The organism is Pseudarthrobacter xylosi (assembly GCF_055412765.1).
On the sequence record NZ_JBVAYT010000005.1, the window covers coordinates 95,280 to 108,656 of the forward strand.

Below are 13,377 nucleotides of genomic sequence, written 5' to 3' on the forward strand. Positions count from 1 at the left end.
GGCCTGGCATCGCAGGGACCCTGTCACAACGAAGTGGAAAGAGGCGAGTAGTTGTGGATACAACATCGTGGGTTTGGGTGATTGTTGGCATCGTAGTGGTGGTTCTGATCGTGTTGTTCCTGGTAACGGGGCGTCGCCGTCGGGCATTAGAGCAGAAGCGGGACGATTCGAACCGCGAAAAGGCCGCCGAAATGCGCCGGAAGGCGGAGGCGGTGGAGCTCGACGCGAGTGAGAAGGAAGCCCGGGCGAGCCGCGCCCGTGCTGACGCGGAGCAGGCGCAGGTCGATGCCGCTCGGCTGAAGCAGGAAGCCGAGCAGAAGGCCAACGATGCGCGATCCCTCCGCGACGATGTGGCCAGGCAGACCGAAAAAGCTAACGCGATAGACCCGGACGTAAATCACGACGGCGACGCCCGCACAGACGCTATGCGGGCCGACACCGACGCTACCCGCACCGACGGCAGGCCGCGAACCGACGCGACCCGAACCGACGCCACCCGAACCGACGCCACCCGAGCGGACGCGCTCCGGCCGGACTCCGACGTGAGTCCGGAAGCCGGCGAGCGAACCGACGCCACCCGAACCGACGCCACCCGAGCGGAGGCCCTGCGGCGGGACCAGGAAAGGATAGATCGGGACAGGCCGCTCGCAACGTAGCCAGGGTCGCTGTCTGGACCCTTCCGGGCAGGACTAAGACCGGGCTGGAACCTGCCCATCGCCGGAAGCCGGCGGCCTGCCATGAAGGCGGGCCGATTTGGGGTGTGCAACTAGGGTTGATCCATGACTGAAGCGGCACACGGGTAATGGCGAAGCGCGGCAAGTCAGGCGGCCGGAACGGACAGCGTCCGACGGCGGGTGTCATCGAGGTGCCCAAGGGTACCCGTCCCGATGGCCCCGTTGAGGGCGTCTACTACATTGATACCGGTGACTGCGAACTCATTGCGGACCAGGACAACTCCAACGGGTGGCTCCTTAAGATCAACGGTGTCATGAGCTCCCACATCGACCTCGCCGATCCGTTGTTCCTCGATTTTGAGTACATGCGCTGGATGGCGGCGCTGATTGAGTCACGTTGGCCGCCGAAGTCCGGAAAGGGTGGTACCAAGGCGGCCGCACCCGCCGCGGGCGAGGCCGAGCGGCTGCGCGGGCTGCATCTGGGCGGCGGGGCCTGTTCCCTGGCCCGGTACTTCCACACCGCCTATCCGGACGCCCGGCAGGTGGTGGTGGAACTTGACGGCAAGCTTGCCGAGTATGTCCGCGGCTGGTTCGACCTGCCCAAGGCGCCGTTGCTGCGGCTGCGGGTGGGGGAGGCCCGCGAGGTCACCGAGACGCTCACATCGGACAGCCGTGACTTCATCATCCGCGACGTCTTTGCTGGTTCACTGACGCCCCGGCCGCTCACCACCGCCGAGTTCAATGACCACATCAAGCGGGTCCTGTCGCCGGGCGGTATCTATGTAGTGAACTCCGGCGACGCCCCGGATTTGAAGAACGCACGGGAAGACGCCGCCACCATCGCGGCCGCGTTCGCACACACCGTCATCATCGCCGACCCCGCCATGCTGAAGGGCCGCCGCTACGGCAACATGGTCATGGCCGGCAGCGACAGCCCGCTCGACGGAGACCCGCAACTGGCCCGCCGGCTGCTGGGCGGCGCCGTCCCGGCCCACATCTGGGACGACGCCCAGGTGCGAGCCTTCGCTGCAAACTCCCCGGTGCGTCACGACCCACTCGCACCCGGTGGTTGAGCTTGTCGAAACCAGGGATTTCGACAAGCTCAATCACCGAGGTCAAGACAGGCTCAATCACCGTTCCCCCACCCCAATAGGGCATCGCGGTGCGCCGCCGTCTGGTCGCGCAATGCCTGAACAACTGCGGCTACGGCAGGGCGGCGCATCGAATCCGGCCGCAGCACCATCCAGTAGGGGAGCAGCTCGGCGAAGTCGTCGGGGAGCAGCCGGACCAGGTCGTTGTGCAGATTGCCCATAAAGCAGGGCAGGAATCCGATGCCCGCGCCGGCACGGGTGGCCTCCACATGGACAAACACGTTGGTGGACGTGAGCCCTTCGCGCATGGCAGGCACCAGCCGCCGGGGTGCGTCCAGATCGTCCACCTGCAGCATCGAATCCACAAAATACACCAGCGGGTGCTCCGTCAGCTCGGCAACGCTCGCCGGCGTCCCGTTCTCGGCGAGGTAGGCACGCGAGGCGTACATCCCCAGCATGTACTCGCCCAGTTGGACGGCTTCGGCCCTGTGGACCTGCGGTTCGCCCACCACCACTTCGATGTCCAGCCCCGACCGCTGCTGCAGCGCCCGCCGGGTCATGGTTACCACTTCCACGCTCAGTCCCGGGTGTTTGCGGCGCAGCCGTGCCACGGCGGGCGCTGCGATGTAGGCGCTGAAGCCGTCGGTCGCCGTCATGCGAACGACGCCGGTAATCGGGTCTGGCGCCTGGCCCGCCGGTCCCAGCGCGCTCACCGCAGCCTCCACCTGTTCGGCAACCCGGACGGCCTCCGTGCCCAGCTCCGTCAGCTCCCAGCCGCCAGCCGCCCGTGCCAGGACCCGGCCGCCGAGCGCCTTCTCCAGGGCAGCTATCCGGCGCGAAACGGTGGTGTGGTTCAGCCCCAAAACTTGCGCCGCCGTCGTAAATTTAGCTGAGCGGGATACCGCCAGCAGGACCAGCAGGTCATCGGGATTCGCCTTCATATCTGCAATTGTGCACATAGCGGGTGCTGGATTGGGTATTGAAGGCGCATGTTTGTGCAGTAATACTCAGTGGAGCCATTAGTGCTGTGGATCACAGCGCGTGTCAAAGTGGACACCAAGGAGAAACTCATGAGCGTAGAGCAGCGCTCGGCAGACAATGCCGCCGGATCCGCACCCAAGGGATCCGGGCTTAAGAAGATTGTGGCCGCCTCGATGGTGGGCACGGTGGTGGAATGGTACGAATTCTTCCTCTACGCCACCGCCGCCACCCTGGTCTTCGGGAAGTACTTCTTCCCCGCCACCGGCAACGAGCTGGACGGCATCATCCAGGCATTCCTCACCTACGCAGTGGGCTTCGTGGCGCGCCCCCTCGGCGGCATCGTCTTCGGCCAGATCGGCGACAAGCTGGGCCGCAAACCCACGCTGCAGCTGACCATCGTGATCGTCGGTGTGGCCACGTTCCTGATGGGCTGCCTCCCGGGCTTCGCGGACATCGGCTACCTGGCTCCGGCGCTGCTGGTTGCCCTCCGCTTCATCCAGGGCTTCGCGCTCGGCGGTGAATGGGGCGGCGCGGTGCTGCTGGTTGCAGAACACAGCCCCAACAAGTCCCGAGGCTTCTGGTCCAGCTGGCCGCAGGCCGCCGTGCCGGTGGGCAACCTGCTGGCAACGCTGGTGCTGTTCATCATGTCCACCACCCTGAGCCCCGAGGCGTTCCTTGGCTGGGGCTGGCGCGTGGCCTTCTGGCTCTCCGCCGTGATCGTCTTCGTTGGCTACTACATCCGCACGCACGTCACCGAGGCACCTATCTTTCTGGAGGCCAAAGCCCTTGTGGAGAAGGAGCAGGCCGTCAGCTACGGCGTCTTCGAAGTGGTGCGCAAGTACCCCAAGGGCATCCTGCAGGCCATGGGGCTGCGCTTCGCGGAGAACATCATGTATTACCTGGTGGTCAGCTTCGCGATCGTCTACCTCAAGAGCGTGCACAAGTACGACACGTCCTCGCTCCTGCTGGCACTGCTGATCGCACACGTCATCCACTTCCTGGTCATCCCGCAGGTGGGCCGCCTCGTGGACAAGCTGGGACGCAAGCCCGTCTATCTGATCGGGTCCATCTCCGGTGCGGCCTGGCCGTTCTTTGCCTTCCCCATGTTCGATACGCGCAACGCTGTGGTGATTGTCCTGGCCGTGACCATCGGCCTGTGCCTGCACGCGTTTATGTATGCCGGCCAGCCTGCCATCATGGCCGAGCTCTTCCCCACCCGGATGCGGTACTCCGGCGTATCCCTGGGCTCGCAGGTCACCTCGATCTTCGCCGGTTCGCTGGCGCCGCTGCTGGCTACCCAGTGGCTAAAGGACACCGGTTCCTGGCTGCCCACGGCCGTCTACCTCGTGGTTGCCTGCGCGATCACTACGGTGGCGGTGCTGAGCCTGAAGGAAACGAAGGGCATCGCGCTGGAGGAAGTGGACAAGGCCGACGCCGCGCGCGAGGGACTGCTCCCAACGGCCTCTCGCTGAACTGCTTGAGCAGTTCACCGAAGGAAAATTGAGCGCGCACACGATGGGAAAAGATCTGCAATGGAAAACACACTGAACGGCCGCAAGGCCGTGGTGACCGGAGGCGCCAGCGGGATTGGCGCTGCCTGTGTCCGGGAGCTAGCAGCCCGTGGGGCAAAAGTGGTGGTTGCCGACGTCGACTCCGCCGGCGCTGCCGCACTCGCCGATGAAGTGGGCGGCACTGCCTGGGCCGTTGACCTGCTGGACGTGGACACGCTCTCCACCCTGAGCCTGGACTGCGACATCCTGGTGAACAACGCCGGGATCCAGCGCATCAGCCCCATCGAAGCGTTCGATCCGGCGGACTTCCGCCGGATCATCGCGCTCATGCTCGAGGCGCCGTTCCTGCTGATCCGGGCCGCGCTGCCGCACATGTACGCCAACGGCTTCGGCCGCATCATCAATGTGTCCTCCGTGCACGGCATCCGGGCCTCCCCGTTCAAGAGCGCGTACGTTTCCGCCAAGCACGGCCTCGAAGGGCTGAGCAAGGTGACGGCGCTTGAGGGCGGGGAGCACGGGGTCACCTCCAACTGCGTCAACCCGGGGTATGTCCGGACCCCGCTCGTCGAAAAGCAGATTGCGGACCAGGCCAAAGTGCACGGCATCCCCGAGGCCGAGGTCCTGGCCAAGGTGATGCTCACCGAGTCTGCCGTGAAACGCCTGGTGGAACCGGAGGAAGTTGCTTCGCTGGTGGCCTGGCTGGCGTCCGATCACGCCGGCATGGTCACCGGGTCCAGTTACGTGATGGACGGCGGCTGGTCAGCGCGGTAAGCCCCAACAGTCCGTGCGGGGCTTGGAGTCTTGGTCCGGATAACGTGGCCTCAAGTGCGGCATGATGGGCGCGTTACCTGGACAAAACTCAATCCTGCGGCCTCAGGTGGCGGTGGTCGTAGAAGAAGACCCCAGCCGCGGCGCCGAGTTCCACGGACGGACCGCGGTGGGACATGATGATCCCCGCGTGCCGGCCGTTGAACGGATCGTCACCCACCACGGCATCGCCCACGCGATAGGGGCACCGCGGGCGGAATGCCGCGAGGACCCGGCCGCAGGCGCGGTGGAAAAGGGCAGAAAGTCTGACAGGCCGCCCCATGCTGGCCAGGTCCTGGAGATGTGCTTTCACCATGCGAACCACTCCTTGAAGCGGCGTGGAGCCGCTCACTTCGGTGCGGTAGCCGGAAAGCTCCCAGCAGAGGATGGTCCTCCTATTCCTGGCTGGCACCTTACAAATATCGTAGGCGCTATTCCCACCAGTCACACCAGTAACAAGTACCCGTCTTCGCGGACGGGTCCTACTTAGGGGATTTTAGGGTCAGCGCTCGCCGTTGAGGATCTCGTCAGCGTTGTTGAAGGCCCAGGTGACCAAGGGCACCAGCAGGCCGGACAATTCGTAGCCACGTTCAGTCAGGCTGTAGTCCACGCGGGGCGGAATGACCGGCTGGGCTTTCCGCAGCACCAGGCCGTCGCGCTCCAGGGTCTTGAGGGTTTGGGCCAGCATTTTCTCGCTGATTCCCTCGGCGCGGCGCCGGAGTTCGCTCCAGCGCTGCTCGCCTTCCGAGAGCGCCAGTAGGATCAGCACGCCCCATTTGCTGGTGATGTGGTCCAGGACAGTGCGGCTGGGGCACCCGGCCGGGAACACGCCGTCGGCCAATCCTTCCGGCAGATGGGCTTGGAGATCTGCCGGCAGGCTGGCGGGCCATACAGTTGCTTCCATACGCATAACTTACCAAAAAGTGAGTACCTTACCTCAAAGTGCGTACTCTCTTCTGGGAAGTAAAGGCAAGGATGGCTGGTTGTGAAGGGTGACCCCTTAGGAATGGTGAAAGGAACCAAACCCATGAGCATCGTTATCACTGGAGCAACCGGACAGCTTGGCCGCCACGTCGTCGAGGCGCTCCTGCAGCGCAACGTTCCGGCAACAGAGATAGTGGCCGCCGGCCGGTCCATTGAAAAGCTTGCCGACTTCGCAGCCCGGGGCGTCCAGGTCAGGTCAATGGACTATGCGGACCCCGCGTCCGTAGCACAGGCGCTGGACGGCGCCAGTAAGGTCCTCCTGATTTCCGGCAGCGAGGTTGGCCAGCGCGTGGACCAGCACCGCACGGTGATTGAGGCAGCAGCGGCGGCGGGTGTGGAGCTGATCGCCTACACCAGCATCGCCAACGCAGACACCACCGGCATGAAGCTGGCCGCCGAGCACCAGGCAACGGAGGCCATCCTGAAGGATGCGGGCGTGCCGTTCGCCCTCCTCCGCAACGGCTGGTATCTCGAAAACTACACCGACCAGCTCCAGGGCACGCTGGCCCAGGGCGCGCTCGCCGGCAGCGCCGGGGAAGGCAAGGTCAGTGCCGCGGCCCGCGCGGACTACGCCGAAGCCGCCGCCGCCGTACTTGTTGCCGAAAACCAAGCCGGCAAGATCTATGAGCTCGGTGGGGACCACGCCTTCACGCTCACCGAACTGGCCCAGGAAATCAGCACCGCGGCCAACAAGCCCGTGGTGTACCAGGACCTTCCGGCCAGCGACTACGCCGGACTTCTTGCCGGATTCGGCGTGCCGGAGCTCTTCGCCGGCGTCCTGGCGGACTCGGACCTTGGCATTGCCCGGGGTGACCTCCTGGTCAGCGGCTCGGACCTTCGTACACTGATCGGCCGGCCAACCACGCCGATGCCGGCTGCCGTCCGTTCCGCGCTCGCGTCGGCCTAAACAGACTTCGCAACGCTCTCTCACATCCTGCACTGTTTGGGCCAACGCTCTCTCACCTCAATGTGAGAGAGCGTTGGGCCAAATCGCCCCAGAAGTGCGAGAGCGTTGGGGGTGGTTAGGACTTGCTGCCGGTCAGGGCCAACGTCCCTCCGAGGCCGATCATCAAAGCCCCTCCTGTTGCCTCCACCGCTGAAACCCGGCGTGGCGACCGGGCGAACCATTGGCGGGCCGAACCTGCGGCGACGGCCCATAGGCTGTCTGAAACTATGGCGATCAGCAGGAACACCGCCCCCAGCAGCGCCAGCTGGAACGGAATGGCCCCGGACGGGTAGTCCACAAACTGCGGCAGTACCGCTACGAAGAACACCACTGACTTCGGGTTGGTGAGACCCACTACCAGACCTTCCGCCACCAGCCGTCGTGGGGAGGAGGCGACTGGCTGACGATCAGCTAATGAGTTGTGCCGCCGGTTCCGGATGGCCTTGATGCCCAGGTAGACCAGGTAGGCAGCCCCTGCCAGTTTCACGACGCTGAACAGGACCACGGACTGCGCAACAATAATGCCCACGCCGAACGCAACTGCAGCCACCTGCACCAGTTGCCCGGTCGCGTTGCCCAGTACTGTCAGGACGCCGCCCCTCCAGCCCAGGGCCAGGGAACGGCCGATCACGAACAGCACGCTGGGGCCGGGGACGGCGATCAGCACCACGGATGCCAGCGCAAACGCCAGCAGGTTTGAGAAGGGAACCATGCCTGATCTTAGCTCCGGTGGGGGCCGATGGGCATCAGTGGCCGCGGGCTGAGGTGACCACCGGCAGTGGTGAGGTTTCGTCCACGAGTTCGGCCCGGCGTCGTCCGTTCCCTTTGACCCAGAACCGGTATGCGAGGACCAGCAGCCCAAGCCACACCGCTCCCACGTAAAGCGCCACGCGAGTGTCCTCGAAGGCGCCCAGGACGGCGATGACCAGCGCCATAAACGCGATCGTGAGGATTGAAGCCGCCGGCCACCACGGGGACGGGAATTCCGACGCCGGCAGGCCCTTCCGAGCGATCTCCCGCTTCATCGCGACATGGGAAGCCAGGATCATGACCCATACCCAAACGGTGGCAAACGTGGCAATCGAGGCGATCAGGATAAAGACGTCCTCGGGAATGACCGCGTTCAGAACCACGCCCACCAGAAGGATGCCCGCCATCATCACCACCGTCATCCACGGCACGCCATGGCGCGAAACCTTGCCGAAAACTGCCGGCGCGTGGCCCTGGTTGGACAACCCGAACAGGATGCGGCCGGCGCCGAAGATGTCGCTGTTGATGGCGGAAAGTGCTGCAGTGATCACCACGGCGTTGAGGATGTGCGGTGCGGCCGGGATGCCCAGGCCGCTGAAGATCTGGACGAACGGACTTCCGTTGCTGCCGATCTCGTTCCACGGGAAGAGGCTCATCAGCACGCCGAGAGTCAGGACGTAGAACAGCAGGACGCGGACCGGTACCGTGTTCACGGCCTTGGGGATGACGTTCTTGGGGTCCGCGGCCTCGCCGGCGGTGATGCCGAGCGTCTCTATCCCACCGAAGGCGAACATCACGACGGCGAACGAGGCCAGGAGCCCCTCGAAGCCGTTGGGGAAAAGCCCGCCGTGCTCCACAAGGTTGCCGAGCCCCGGCGCCACCGTTGAGCCGCCGGCCTGGAAACCGAAAGCGATGATGGCGGCGCCGCCGACGATCATGGCGATGATGGCCACCACCTTGATCAGCGAGAACCAGAACTCGAGCTCGCCGAAGACTTTCACGCTGAGCAGGTTCATTGCGGCCAGGAAGCAGATAATGGCCAGAATCCAGATCCAGCGGTCCACCTGTGGAAACCAGAAGCCCATATAGATGCTGAAGGCGGTGACATCAGCAATGGCGACGATGGCCATTTCAAAGACGTAGGTCCAGCCGGTCACAAACCCCGCCAGCGGCCCGAGGTAGCGGCTGGCGTACTGGCCGAACGAGCCCGACACAGGGTGGCGGACGGCCATCTCGCCGAGGGCGCGCATGACCATAAACACTGCCGCGCCGCCGATGATGTAGGCAAGCAGGACCGCCGGACCCGCCTTCTGGATGGCGGAGGCGGAGCCGTAGAACAGGCCGGTTCCGATCGCCGAACCCAGGGCCATAAAGCGGATATGGCGGACGTTCAGTCCCCGGTTCAGGACGTGCGCGACGGCGGATCCCGGCTTGGGCCTTTCGGCCGGGCTTGCGTCTCGGGTGGCGGCTGTGTCTTGCCTGGTGGTGGCGGGCTGCATACAAATACCTTCTCGTCGTTGGGAGGGGGATCGCCAACTAGCAGACCACTTTGGCGCCCGAGGTGATGAGACTCACGGGCGGTTGGTGTCTTCCATCTCAGACTGGAGGCTGCGGGCGGCCTTTTCCTTTTCATGGAGTCCAAAACTATTGACATCATGTCTGGTTTTCTTTACATTTAAAATGTTAGCTTTGTTTTACATCAGGTGGGAACGGCGGGAGCAGAAATGTCCTTCGAAGAGAAGAGCGCCTGGATCATGGGGGTGGCGGCCGTGGGCTCTTATGGCGTGTATCTGGCCATCGTCCTTGGCCTGGCCGGCACCATGCCCCTGGTTGACGTTCCTTACGTGGCTCCACTGCTGTGGACCATCGGGGCATCCGTTGCTGCGTCCATCGCCCTGCACGCTCTCCTGGGCATCCTTTCGCCCAGGGAGGCCGGGAAGAAGGACCAGCGCGACAGGGAGATCTACCGCTTCGGCGAGTACATCGGACAGTCGTTCGTGGTCATCGGGGGCGTCGCGGCGCTGCTCCTGGCGATGGCGGAGGCGGACCACTTCTGGATTGCAAACGTCATCTACCTGACGTTTGTGTTGTCCGCGATCCTGGGTTCCGTAGCCAAGATCGTTGCCTATCGCCGGGGGTTCCAGCCGTGGTGAAGCCAACGCGGGTAACCAATTCCATCCGGCGCCTGCGGTTCGAACGGGGCGAGACGACGCAGGCCGAACTCGCCGACCGTGTGGGCGTCACCCGCCAGACCGTCATTGCCATCGAGCAGGGCCGGTACTCGCCGTCCCTGGAGATGGCTTTCCAGATCGCCCATGTGCTCAGCGTGCCGCTTGAGGACGTGTTCCAGTACCCGAACCACGAAGGAGACGCATCATGAAAGCTATCGTTCAGGACGTTTACGGGAATTCCGATGTACTCCAGCTGCGGGAAATTCCGCAGCCGCTGCCCGGCGTTGGGGAACTGCTGATCGGGGTCCGCGCGGCCGGCGTCGACCAGGGCGTGTGGCACCTCATGACCGGGCGGCCGTACCTGCTCCGGCTCTTCGGGTTCGGGCTGAAGAAGCCCAAGGTGCCCGTCCGCGGACGCGAGGTTGCCGGCGTCGTAGAGGCTGTAGGGGCAGGCGTGACACGCTTCCAGCCCGGCGATGAAGTGTTCGGCACCTGTGAGGGATCTTTCGCCGGATTCGTCTGCGCCCAGGAGAAGCGTGTGGCCGCGAAGCCCGTAAACCTCACGTTCGAGGAGGCGGCGGTGGCACCTATTTCTGGTGTTACCGCGTTGCAGGCTGTCCGCGACGCCGGGCAGGTCAGTACCGGCCAGAAGGTGCTGGTCATCGGCGCCGGCGGGGGAGTCGGGTCCTTTGCGGTGCAGGTGGCGAAGGCATTCGGAGCTGAGGTCACAGGAGTCTGCAGCACCGGAAAAGTGGAGCTGGTCCGATCCCTGGGCGCTGATCACGTCATCGACTACACCCTGGACGATTTCGCCCGCGCCGGGCTGCATTACGACGTCATTCTGGATACCGCGGGCAACCGGCCGCTCTCAGTCCTGCGGCGCGTGCTGGCCGCGCGGGGAACGCTGGTGATTGTCGGGGGCGAAGGCGGGGGGAAGGTTACCGGCGGATTTGAGCGTTCGATGGGTGCGCCGCTGGTGTCGTTGTTCTCCGGGCAGAAATTCAAAGGGCTTGTTTCGACAGAGAACTATCCCGATCTCGAGGCGCTGACCACGCTTATTGAAGCTGGCAGTGTGAAGCCTGCCGTGGACAAGGTCTACGCGCTCGCTGAGGCGCCAGCCGCCGTTGACTACATGCACGAGGGCCGCTCCCGCGGCAAAGTAGTGGTCAGGATCTGAGGTTCTTCAACCTCCTGCCCCATCGCTCTTCCACTCTCGTTACGAAGGGACAGATAGGCCCGACCAGCTCCGGCGGCACCTCAAAATGATGTCAGCGGAGTTATCCACATAGCCGTTCAGCCTCGCGGTCGTTGTCAGACCCTCACGGGATGATTTGAGTATGGATAGCAGAGCAGCTGTGGCGACGGCGGAGGCCCTTTCGGCGTCTTTCGCTGAGCTTGCTGCGCGGCTTCGTGGCGGGGCAGACTGCAATGGTTCCGGGGCTGATCCGCTGCGGCGGGCGGCGGATGATTTCCTGGACGGGCTGGCCGAGCTCTCGCGACTGGAGGCGAAAAGTGCCGCCCTGAAGGTCTGGCTGGCTGCCGGTTACAGCGCCGCTGCCGAGGCCCTGGCGGGCCCGGCTAAGTCGCCGCAGGACCATACCGGCCAGGAGATGGCCGTGGTCGCCGAGGTCGCCTGCGCCATGACGGTCAGTGAACGCTCCGCAGGCGCCCTGCTCGCCGAAGCCCACTCCCTGACCACGGCTCTGCCGCTGACGTTGTCCGCGTTGCAGGCCGGGACCATTTCGTGGCAGCACGCGAGGATCATGGTCGACGAAACCATGAACCTGGACCCCGCAGGGGCGCAGGCGCTGGAGGCGCATTTCCTGGACCCCGAGGTCGTGAATCCGGCACGTGGCCCGGCGGGTGAGCTCATCCCCGGCCGGTTCCGGCACAAGGCCCGGACCTGGCGGGAACGCCATCACCCGGTCAGCATCGAAAAACGCCACGCACGCGGTGTCCAGGATCGGCGGGTGGAGTATTCCCCGGACCGCGACGGGATGGCCTGGCTTTCCGCGTACCTCCCGGCCGATCAGGCGGCAGGGATCTGGGACCGTCTCACCACCGCCGCGAGAGCCCTCCAAGGACCGGACGAGGACCGGAACCTCAGCCAGCTCCGCGCCGACACCGTTGCCACCTGGCTCCTGGGCAATACCGGGGACCCCGCTGGGGAAATAGGCAACGGTGTTCCGTCGCCGCGGGCAGAGGTCCTCGTGACGGTCCCGGTGTTCGCGCTGCTGGGCCTGACCGATGAACCAGCCATGCTCGACGGCTACGGGCCGATCCCGCCCTCCATGGCCCGGCAGCTCGTCGCCGGCGGTGCCGAGTCGTTCCACCGCGTCCTGATCGACCCGCGTGATGGGGCTCCCCTGGAGATCGGGCGGACCAGCTACCGGCTCACCAAAGCCCAACGCCAATGGCTCCGGCTGCGGGACGGGAAATGCCCGTTTCCGGGCTGCAGCAACCACTCCCTCGACAACGAAGCGGACCACCTCCTCGCCTGGGCCCACGGCGGCACCACCGGGATAACGAATCTCGGCCAGCCCTGCCACAAACACCACAGACTCAGACACACCACCGGCTGGACACCCAAAGCAGCCACAAAGAACGAACCACCCGGCTGGACATCACCCACCGGACGCCACTACACCAGCGAACACCCCGACTTGGAACCACCCCACTGGCCGGAACTGAAAGACCCGGAATTCTACGCCGGCGCCGTTCCAGATGGAGGCGCCCCGCCCGACGATCCGCTGGATGAGGAGCCCTACCCGGACGGGGCGTCATTTCTGACCTCCGGGATGCACTCGGTCACCTAGGCAGGAACCCGACTTCAAGGCGCGAAGGTGAGCCCGCGCTCGATGGCGGCCGCTTCGAGAATCCGCAAGGCCTTCGGGCCAATGCCGTGCATGGCAAGCAGTCCCCTGCGTCCAAGCGAGGCCACCTCAGCCAACGAAGTGATGCCCGCATGGAGGAGGGCGCTGTTTGCCGGCCGGCCGATCGGGGGCAGATCCCCGATCTGCGCGGGAACGTCGCTGGTGCTCATGCCTGCCCCGCCGCAGCCTCGATGGTGGCGTCGCTGTACGCTGCGGCAAATTGGTGCAACTCAACGATTTCAGAACGGCTTTCCTCGGCGCCAGCCCAGAGGTCAGCATCTGGGCTGGCGTCATCGTCGAACCATGGGAGATGCTGGCCGCTGGGGCGGCCAAAGACCTCGCCGAAGTAGCCGAGTTCCGTAATTGCCACATGTTTGACCAGGCCCAGCGGATTGGTGCCGGTCGGCGTGAGTGGCCGGCGGACGTCGTACTCGCTCAGGCCGTCCAGCCTGCCGAGCAGGTTGTCCCGTCGGACCCGGAGGTAGCGATGTTGGTGTCTTTTTCATCCATAGCGGGCACTCTACCGAACGGCCAGCTTTTCTTTGGGCACAGATCCAAGGTCATTCACAGTCGAGGAATAGTCTGGTAT

Annotated in this window: 16 protein-coding genes; 9 read left to right on the forward strand and 7 right to left on the reverse strand. The window is 64.8% G+C overall.

The annotated features are described in order from the left end of the window. Positions 1 to 53: 53 nt before the first annotated feature. Both ACZY1F_RS12480 and ACZY1F_RS12485 read left to right on the forward strand, forming a co-directional pair. A complete protein-coding gene (locus ACZY1F_RS12480; RefSeq protein ID WP_463941990.1) occupies positions 54 to 656 on the forward strand; it encodes a hypothetical protein in 603 nt (200 codons plus the stop codon). 146 nt (positions 657 to 802) lie between these two features. Continuing rightward, positions 803 to 1,747, forward strand: coding sequence for a spermidine synthase (locus ACZY1F_RS12485; RefSeq protein ID WP_463941991.1), 945 nt, complete (start codon positions 803 to 805; stop codon positions 1,745 to 1,747). Between the two features lie 53 nt (positions 1,748 to 1,800). On the opposite strand, the gene ACZY1F_RS12490 is transcribed toward ACZY1F_RS12485, so the two are convergent. Next, the gene (locus tag ACZY1F_RS12490; RefSeq protein WP_463941992.1) at positions 1,801 to 2,706 is read right to left on the reverse strand and encodes a LysR family transcriptional regulator; all 906 of its coding nucleotides are present in this window, start codon (positions 2,704 to 2,706) and stop codon (positions 1,801 to 1,803) included. A 129-nt stretch (positions 2,707 to 2,835) separates the two neighbouring features. Between ACZY1F_RS12490 and ACZY1F_RS12495 the strand changes: the two genes are divergently transcribed. Next, positions 2,836 to 4,218, forward strand: a complete 1,383-nt coding sequence (locus ACZY1F_RS12495; RefSeq protein WP_463941993.1) for an MFS transporter — start codon at positions 2,836 to 2,838, stop codon at positions 4,216 to 4,218. A gap of 60 nt (positions 4,219 to 4,278) precedes the next feature. Beyond that, positions 4,279 to 5,028, forward strand: coding sequence for a 3-hydroxybutyrate dehydrogenase (locus ACZY1F_RS12500; RefSeq protein WP_463941994.1), 750 nt, complete (start codon positions 4,279 to 4,281; stop codon positions 5,026 to 5,028). A gap of 88 nt (positions 5,029 to 5,116) precedes the next feature. Here ACZY1F_RS12500 and ACZY1F_RS12505 read toward each other — a convergent pair whose 3' ends face one another. Both ACZY1F_RS12505 and ACZY1F_RS12510 read right to left on the reverse strand, forming a co-directional pair. Beyond that, positions 5,117 to 5,380, reverse strand: a complete 264-nt coding sequence (locus ACZY1F_RS12505) for a hypothetical protein (protein ID WP_463941995.1) — start codon at positions 5,378 to 5,380, stop codon at positions 5,117 to 5,119. 186 nt (positions 5,381 to 5,566) lie between these two features. Further along, positions 5,567 to 5,968: a winged helix-turn-helix transcriptional regulator gene (locus ACZY1F_RS12510; RefSeq protein WP_463941996.1), complete on the reverse strand. Its 402-nt coding sequence runs from the start codon at positions 5,966 to 5,968 to the stop codon at positions 5,567 to 5,569. A gap of 123 nt (positions 5,969 to 6,091) precedes the next feature. Here ACZY1F_RS12510 and ACZY1F_RS12515 point away from each other — a divergent pair, with 123 nt between their 5' ends. Next, complete coding sequence (locus tag ACZY1F_RS12515; protein WP_463941997.1) at positions 6,092 to 6,955, forward strand: NmrA family NAD(P)-binding protein; 864 nt, start codon at positions 6,092 to 6,094, stop codon at positions 6,953 to 6,955. Between the two features lie 115 nt (positions 6,956 to 7,070). Here the strand turns inward: ACZY1F_RS12515 and ACZY1F_RS12520 are convergent, their stop codons facing one another. Together ACZY1F_RS12520 and ACZY1F_RS12525 are read right to left on the reverse strand one after the other, a co-directional pair. Then, positions 7,071 to 7,706, reverse strand: coding sequence for a LysE family translocator (locus ACZY1F_RS12520; RefSeq protein ID WP_463941998.1), 636 nt, complete (start codon positions 7,704 to 7,706; stop codon positions 7,071 to 7,073). A gap of 34 nt (positions 7,707 to 7,740) precedes the next feature. Continuing rightward, positions 7,741 to 9,243 carry an amino acid permease gene (locus ACZY1F_RS12525; protein ID WP_463941999.1) on the reverse strand — a complete coding sequence of 501 codons (1,503 nt, stop codon included), beginning with the start codon at positions 9,241 to 9,243 and terminating at the stop codon, positions 7,741 to 7,743. Between the two features lie 225 nt (positions 9,244 to 9,468). Here ACZY1F_RS12525 and ACZY1F_RS12530 point away from each other — a divergent pair, with 225 nt between their 5' ends. The 4 genes from ACZY1F_RS12530 (at position 9,469) to ACZY1F_RS12545 (ending at position 12,731) form a co-directional block, all read left to right on the forward strand. After that, complete coding sequence (locus tag ACZY1F_RS12530) at positions 9,469 to 9,897, forward strand: hypothetical protein (RefSeq protein WP_463942000.1); 429 nt, start codon at positions 9,469 to 9,471, stop codon at positions 9,895 to 9,897. After that, positions 9,891 to 10,124, forward strand: a complete 234-nt coding sequence (locus tag ACZY1F_RS12535; RefSeq protein ID WP_463942001.1) for a helix-turn-helix transcriptional regulator — start codon at positions 9,891 to 9,893, stop codon at positions 10,122 to 10,124. Before ACZY1F_RS12530 ends, ACZY1F_RS12535 begins: the two co-directional genes overlap by 7 nt. Next, positions 10,121 to 11,092 (forward strand): NAD(P)-dependent alcohol dehydrogenase, encoded by a 972-nt coding sequence (locus ACZY1F_RS12540; protein WP_463942002.1) that lies wholly within the window; start codon positions 10,121 to 10,123, stop codon positions 11,090 to 11,092. Before ACZY1F_RS12535 ends, ACZY1F_RS12540 begins: the two co-directional genes overlap by 4 nt. A gap of 160 nt (positions 11,093 to 11,252) precedes the next feature. Next, positions 11,253 to 12,731, forward strand: a complete 1,479-nt coding sequence (locus ACZY1F_RS12545; protein WP_463942003.1) for an HNH endonuclease signature motif containing protein — start codon at positions 11,253 to 11,255, stop codon at positions 12,729 to 12,731. 14 nt (positions 12,732 to 12,745) lie between these two features. Here the strand turns inward: ACZY1F_RS12545 and ACZY1F_RS12550 are convergent, their stop codons facing one another. Both ACZY1F_RS12550 and ACZY1F_RS12555 read right to left on the reverse strand, forming a co-directional pair. Beyond that, entirely contained in the window at positions 12,746 to 12,958 is a 213-nt protein-coding gene (locus tag ACZY1F_RS12550) for a helix-hairpin-helix domain-containing protein (RefSeq protein WP_463942004.1), read from the reverse strand. After that, positions 12,955 to 13,248, reverse strand: a complete 294-nt coding sequence (locus tag ACZY1F_RS12555) for a mycothiol transferase (protein ID WP_463942239.1) — start codon at positions 13,246 to 13,248, stop codon at positions 12,955 to 12,957. The genes ACZY1F_RS12550 and ACZY1F_RS12555 overlap by 4 nt, the downstream gene beginning before the upstream one ends. Between the last annotated feature and the right edge of the window lie 129 nt (positions 13,249 to 13,377).

Bases quoted from the DNA above. Each gene is read 5' to 3' on its own strand.
- ACZY1F_RS12550 (WP_463942004.1), bottom strand. From the start codon at position 12,958: ATGAGCACCAGCGACGTTCCCGCGCAGATCGGGGATCTGCCCCCGATC.
- ACZY1F_RS12545 (WP_463942003.1), top strand. From the start codon at position 11,253: ATGGATAGCAGAGCAGCTGTGGCGACGGCGGAGGCCCTTTCGGCGTCT.
- ACZY1F_RS12530 (WP_463942000.1), top strand. From the start codon at position 9,469: ATGTCCTTCGAAGAGAAGAGCGCCTGGATCATGGGGGTGGCGGCCGTG.
- ACZY1F_RS12515 (WP_463941997.1), top strand. From the start codon at position 6,092: ATGAGCATCGTTATCACTGGAGCAACCGGACAGCTTGGCCGCCACGTC.
- ACZY1F_RS12520 (WP_463941998.1), bottom strand. From the start codon at position 7,706: ATGGTTCCCTTCTCAAACCTGCTGGCGTTTGCGCTGGCATCCGTGGTG.
- ACZY1F_RS12490 (WP_463941992.1), bottom strand. From the start codon at position 2,706: ATGAAGGCGAATCCCGATGACCTGCTGGTCCTGCTGGCGGTATCCCGC.
- ACZY1F_RS12495 (WP_463941993.1), top strand. From the start codon at position 2,836: ATGAGCGTAGAGCAGCGCTCGGCAGACAATGCCGCCGGATCCGCACCC.
- ACZY1F_RS12510 (WP_463941996.1), bottom strand. From the start codon at position 5,968: ATGGAAGCAACTGTATGGCCCGCCAGCCTGCCGGCAGATCTCCAAGCC.
- ACZY1F_RS12500 (WP_463941994.1), top strand. From the start codon at position 4,279: ATGGAAAACACACTGAACGGCCGCAAGGCCGTGGTGACCGGAGGCGCC.
- ACZY1F_RS12485 (WP_463941991.1), top strand. From the start codon at position 803: ATGGCGAAGCGCGGCAAGTCAGGCGGCCGGAACGGACAGCGTCCGACG.
- ACZY1F_RS12525 (WP_463941999.1), bottom strand. From the start codon at position 9,243: ATGCAGCCCGCCACCACCAGGCAAGACACAGCCGCCACCCGAGACGCA.
- ACZY1F_RS12540 (WP_463942002.1), top strand. From the start codon at position 10,121: ATGAAAGCTATCGTTCAGGACGTTTACGGGAATTCCGATGTACTCCAG.
- ACZY1F_RS12505 (WP_463941995.1), bottom strand. From the start codon at position 5,380: ATGGTGAAAGCACATCTCCAGGACCTGGCCAGCATGGGGCGGCCTGTC.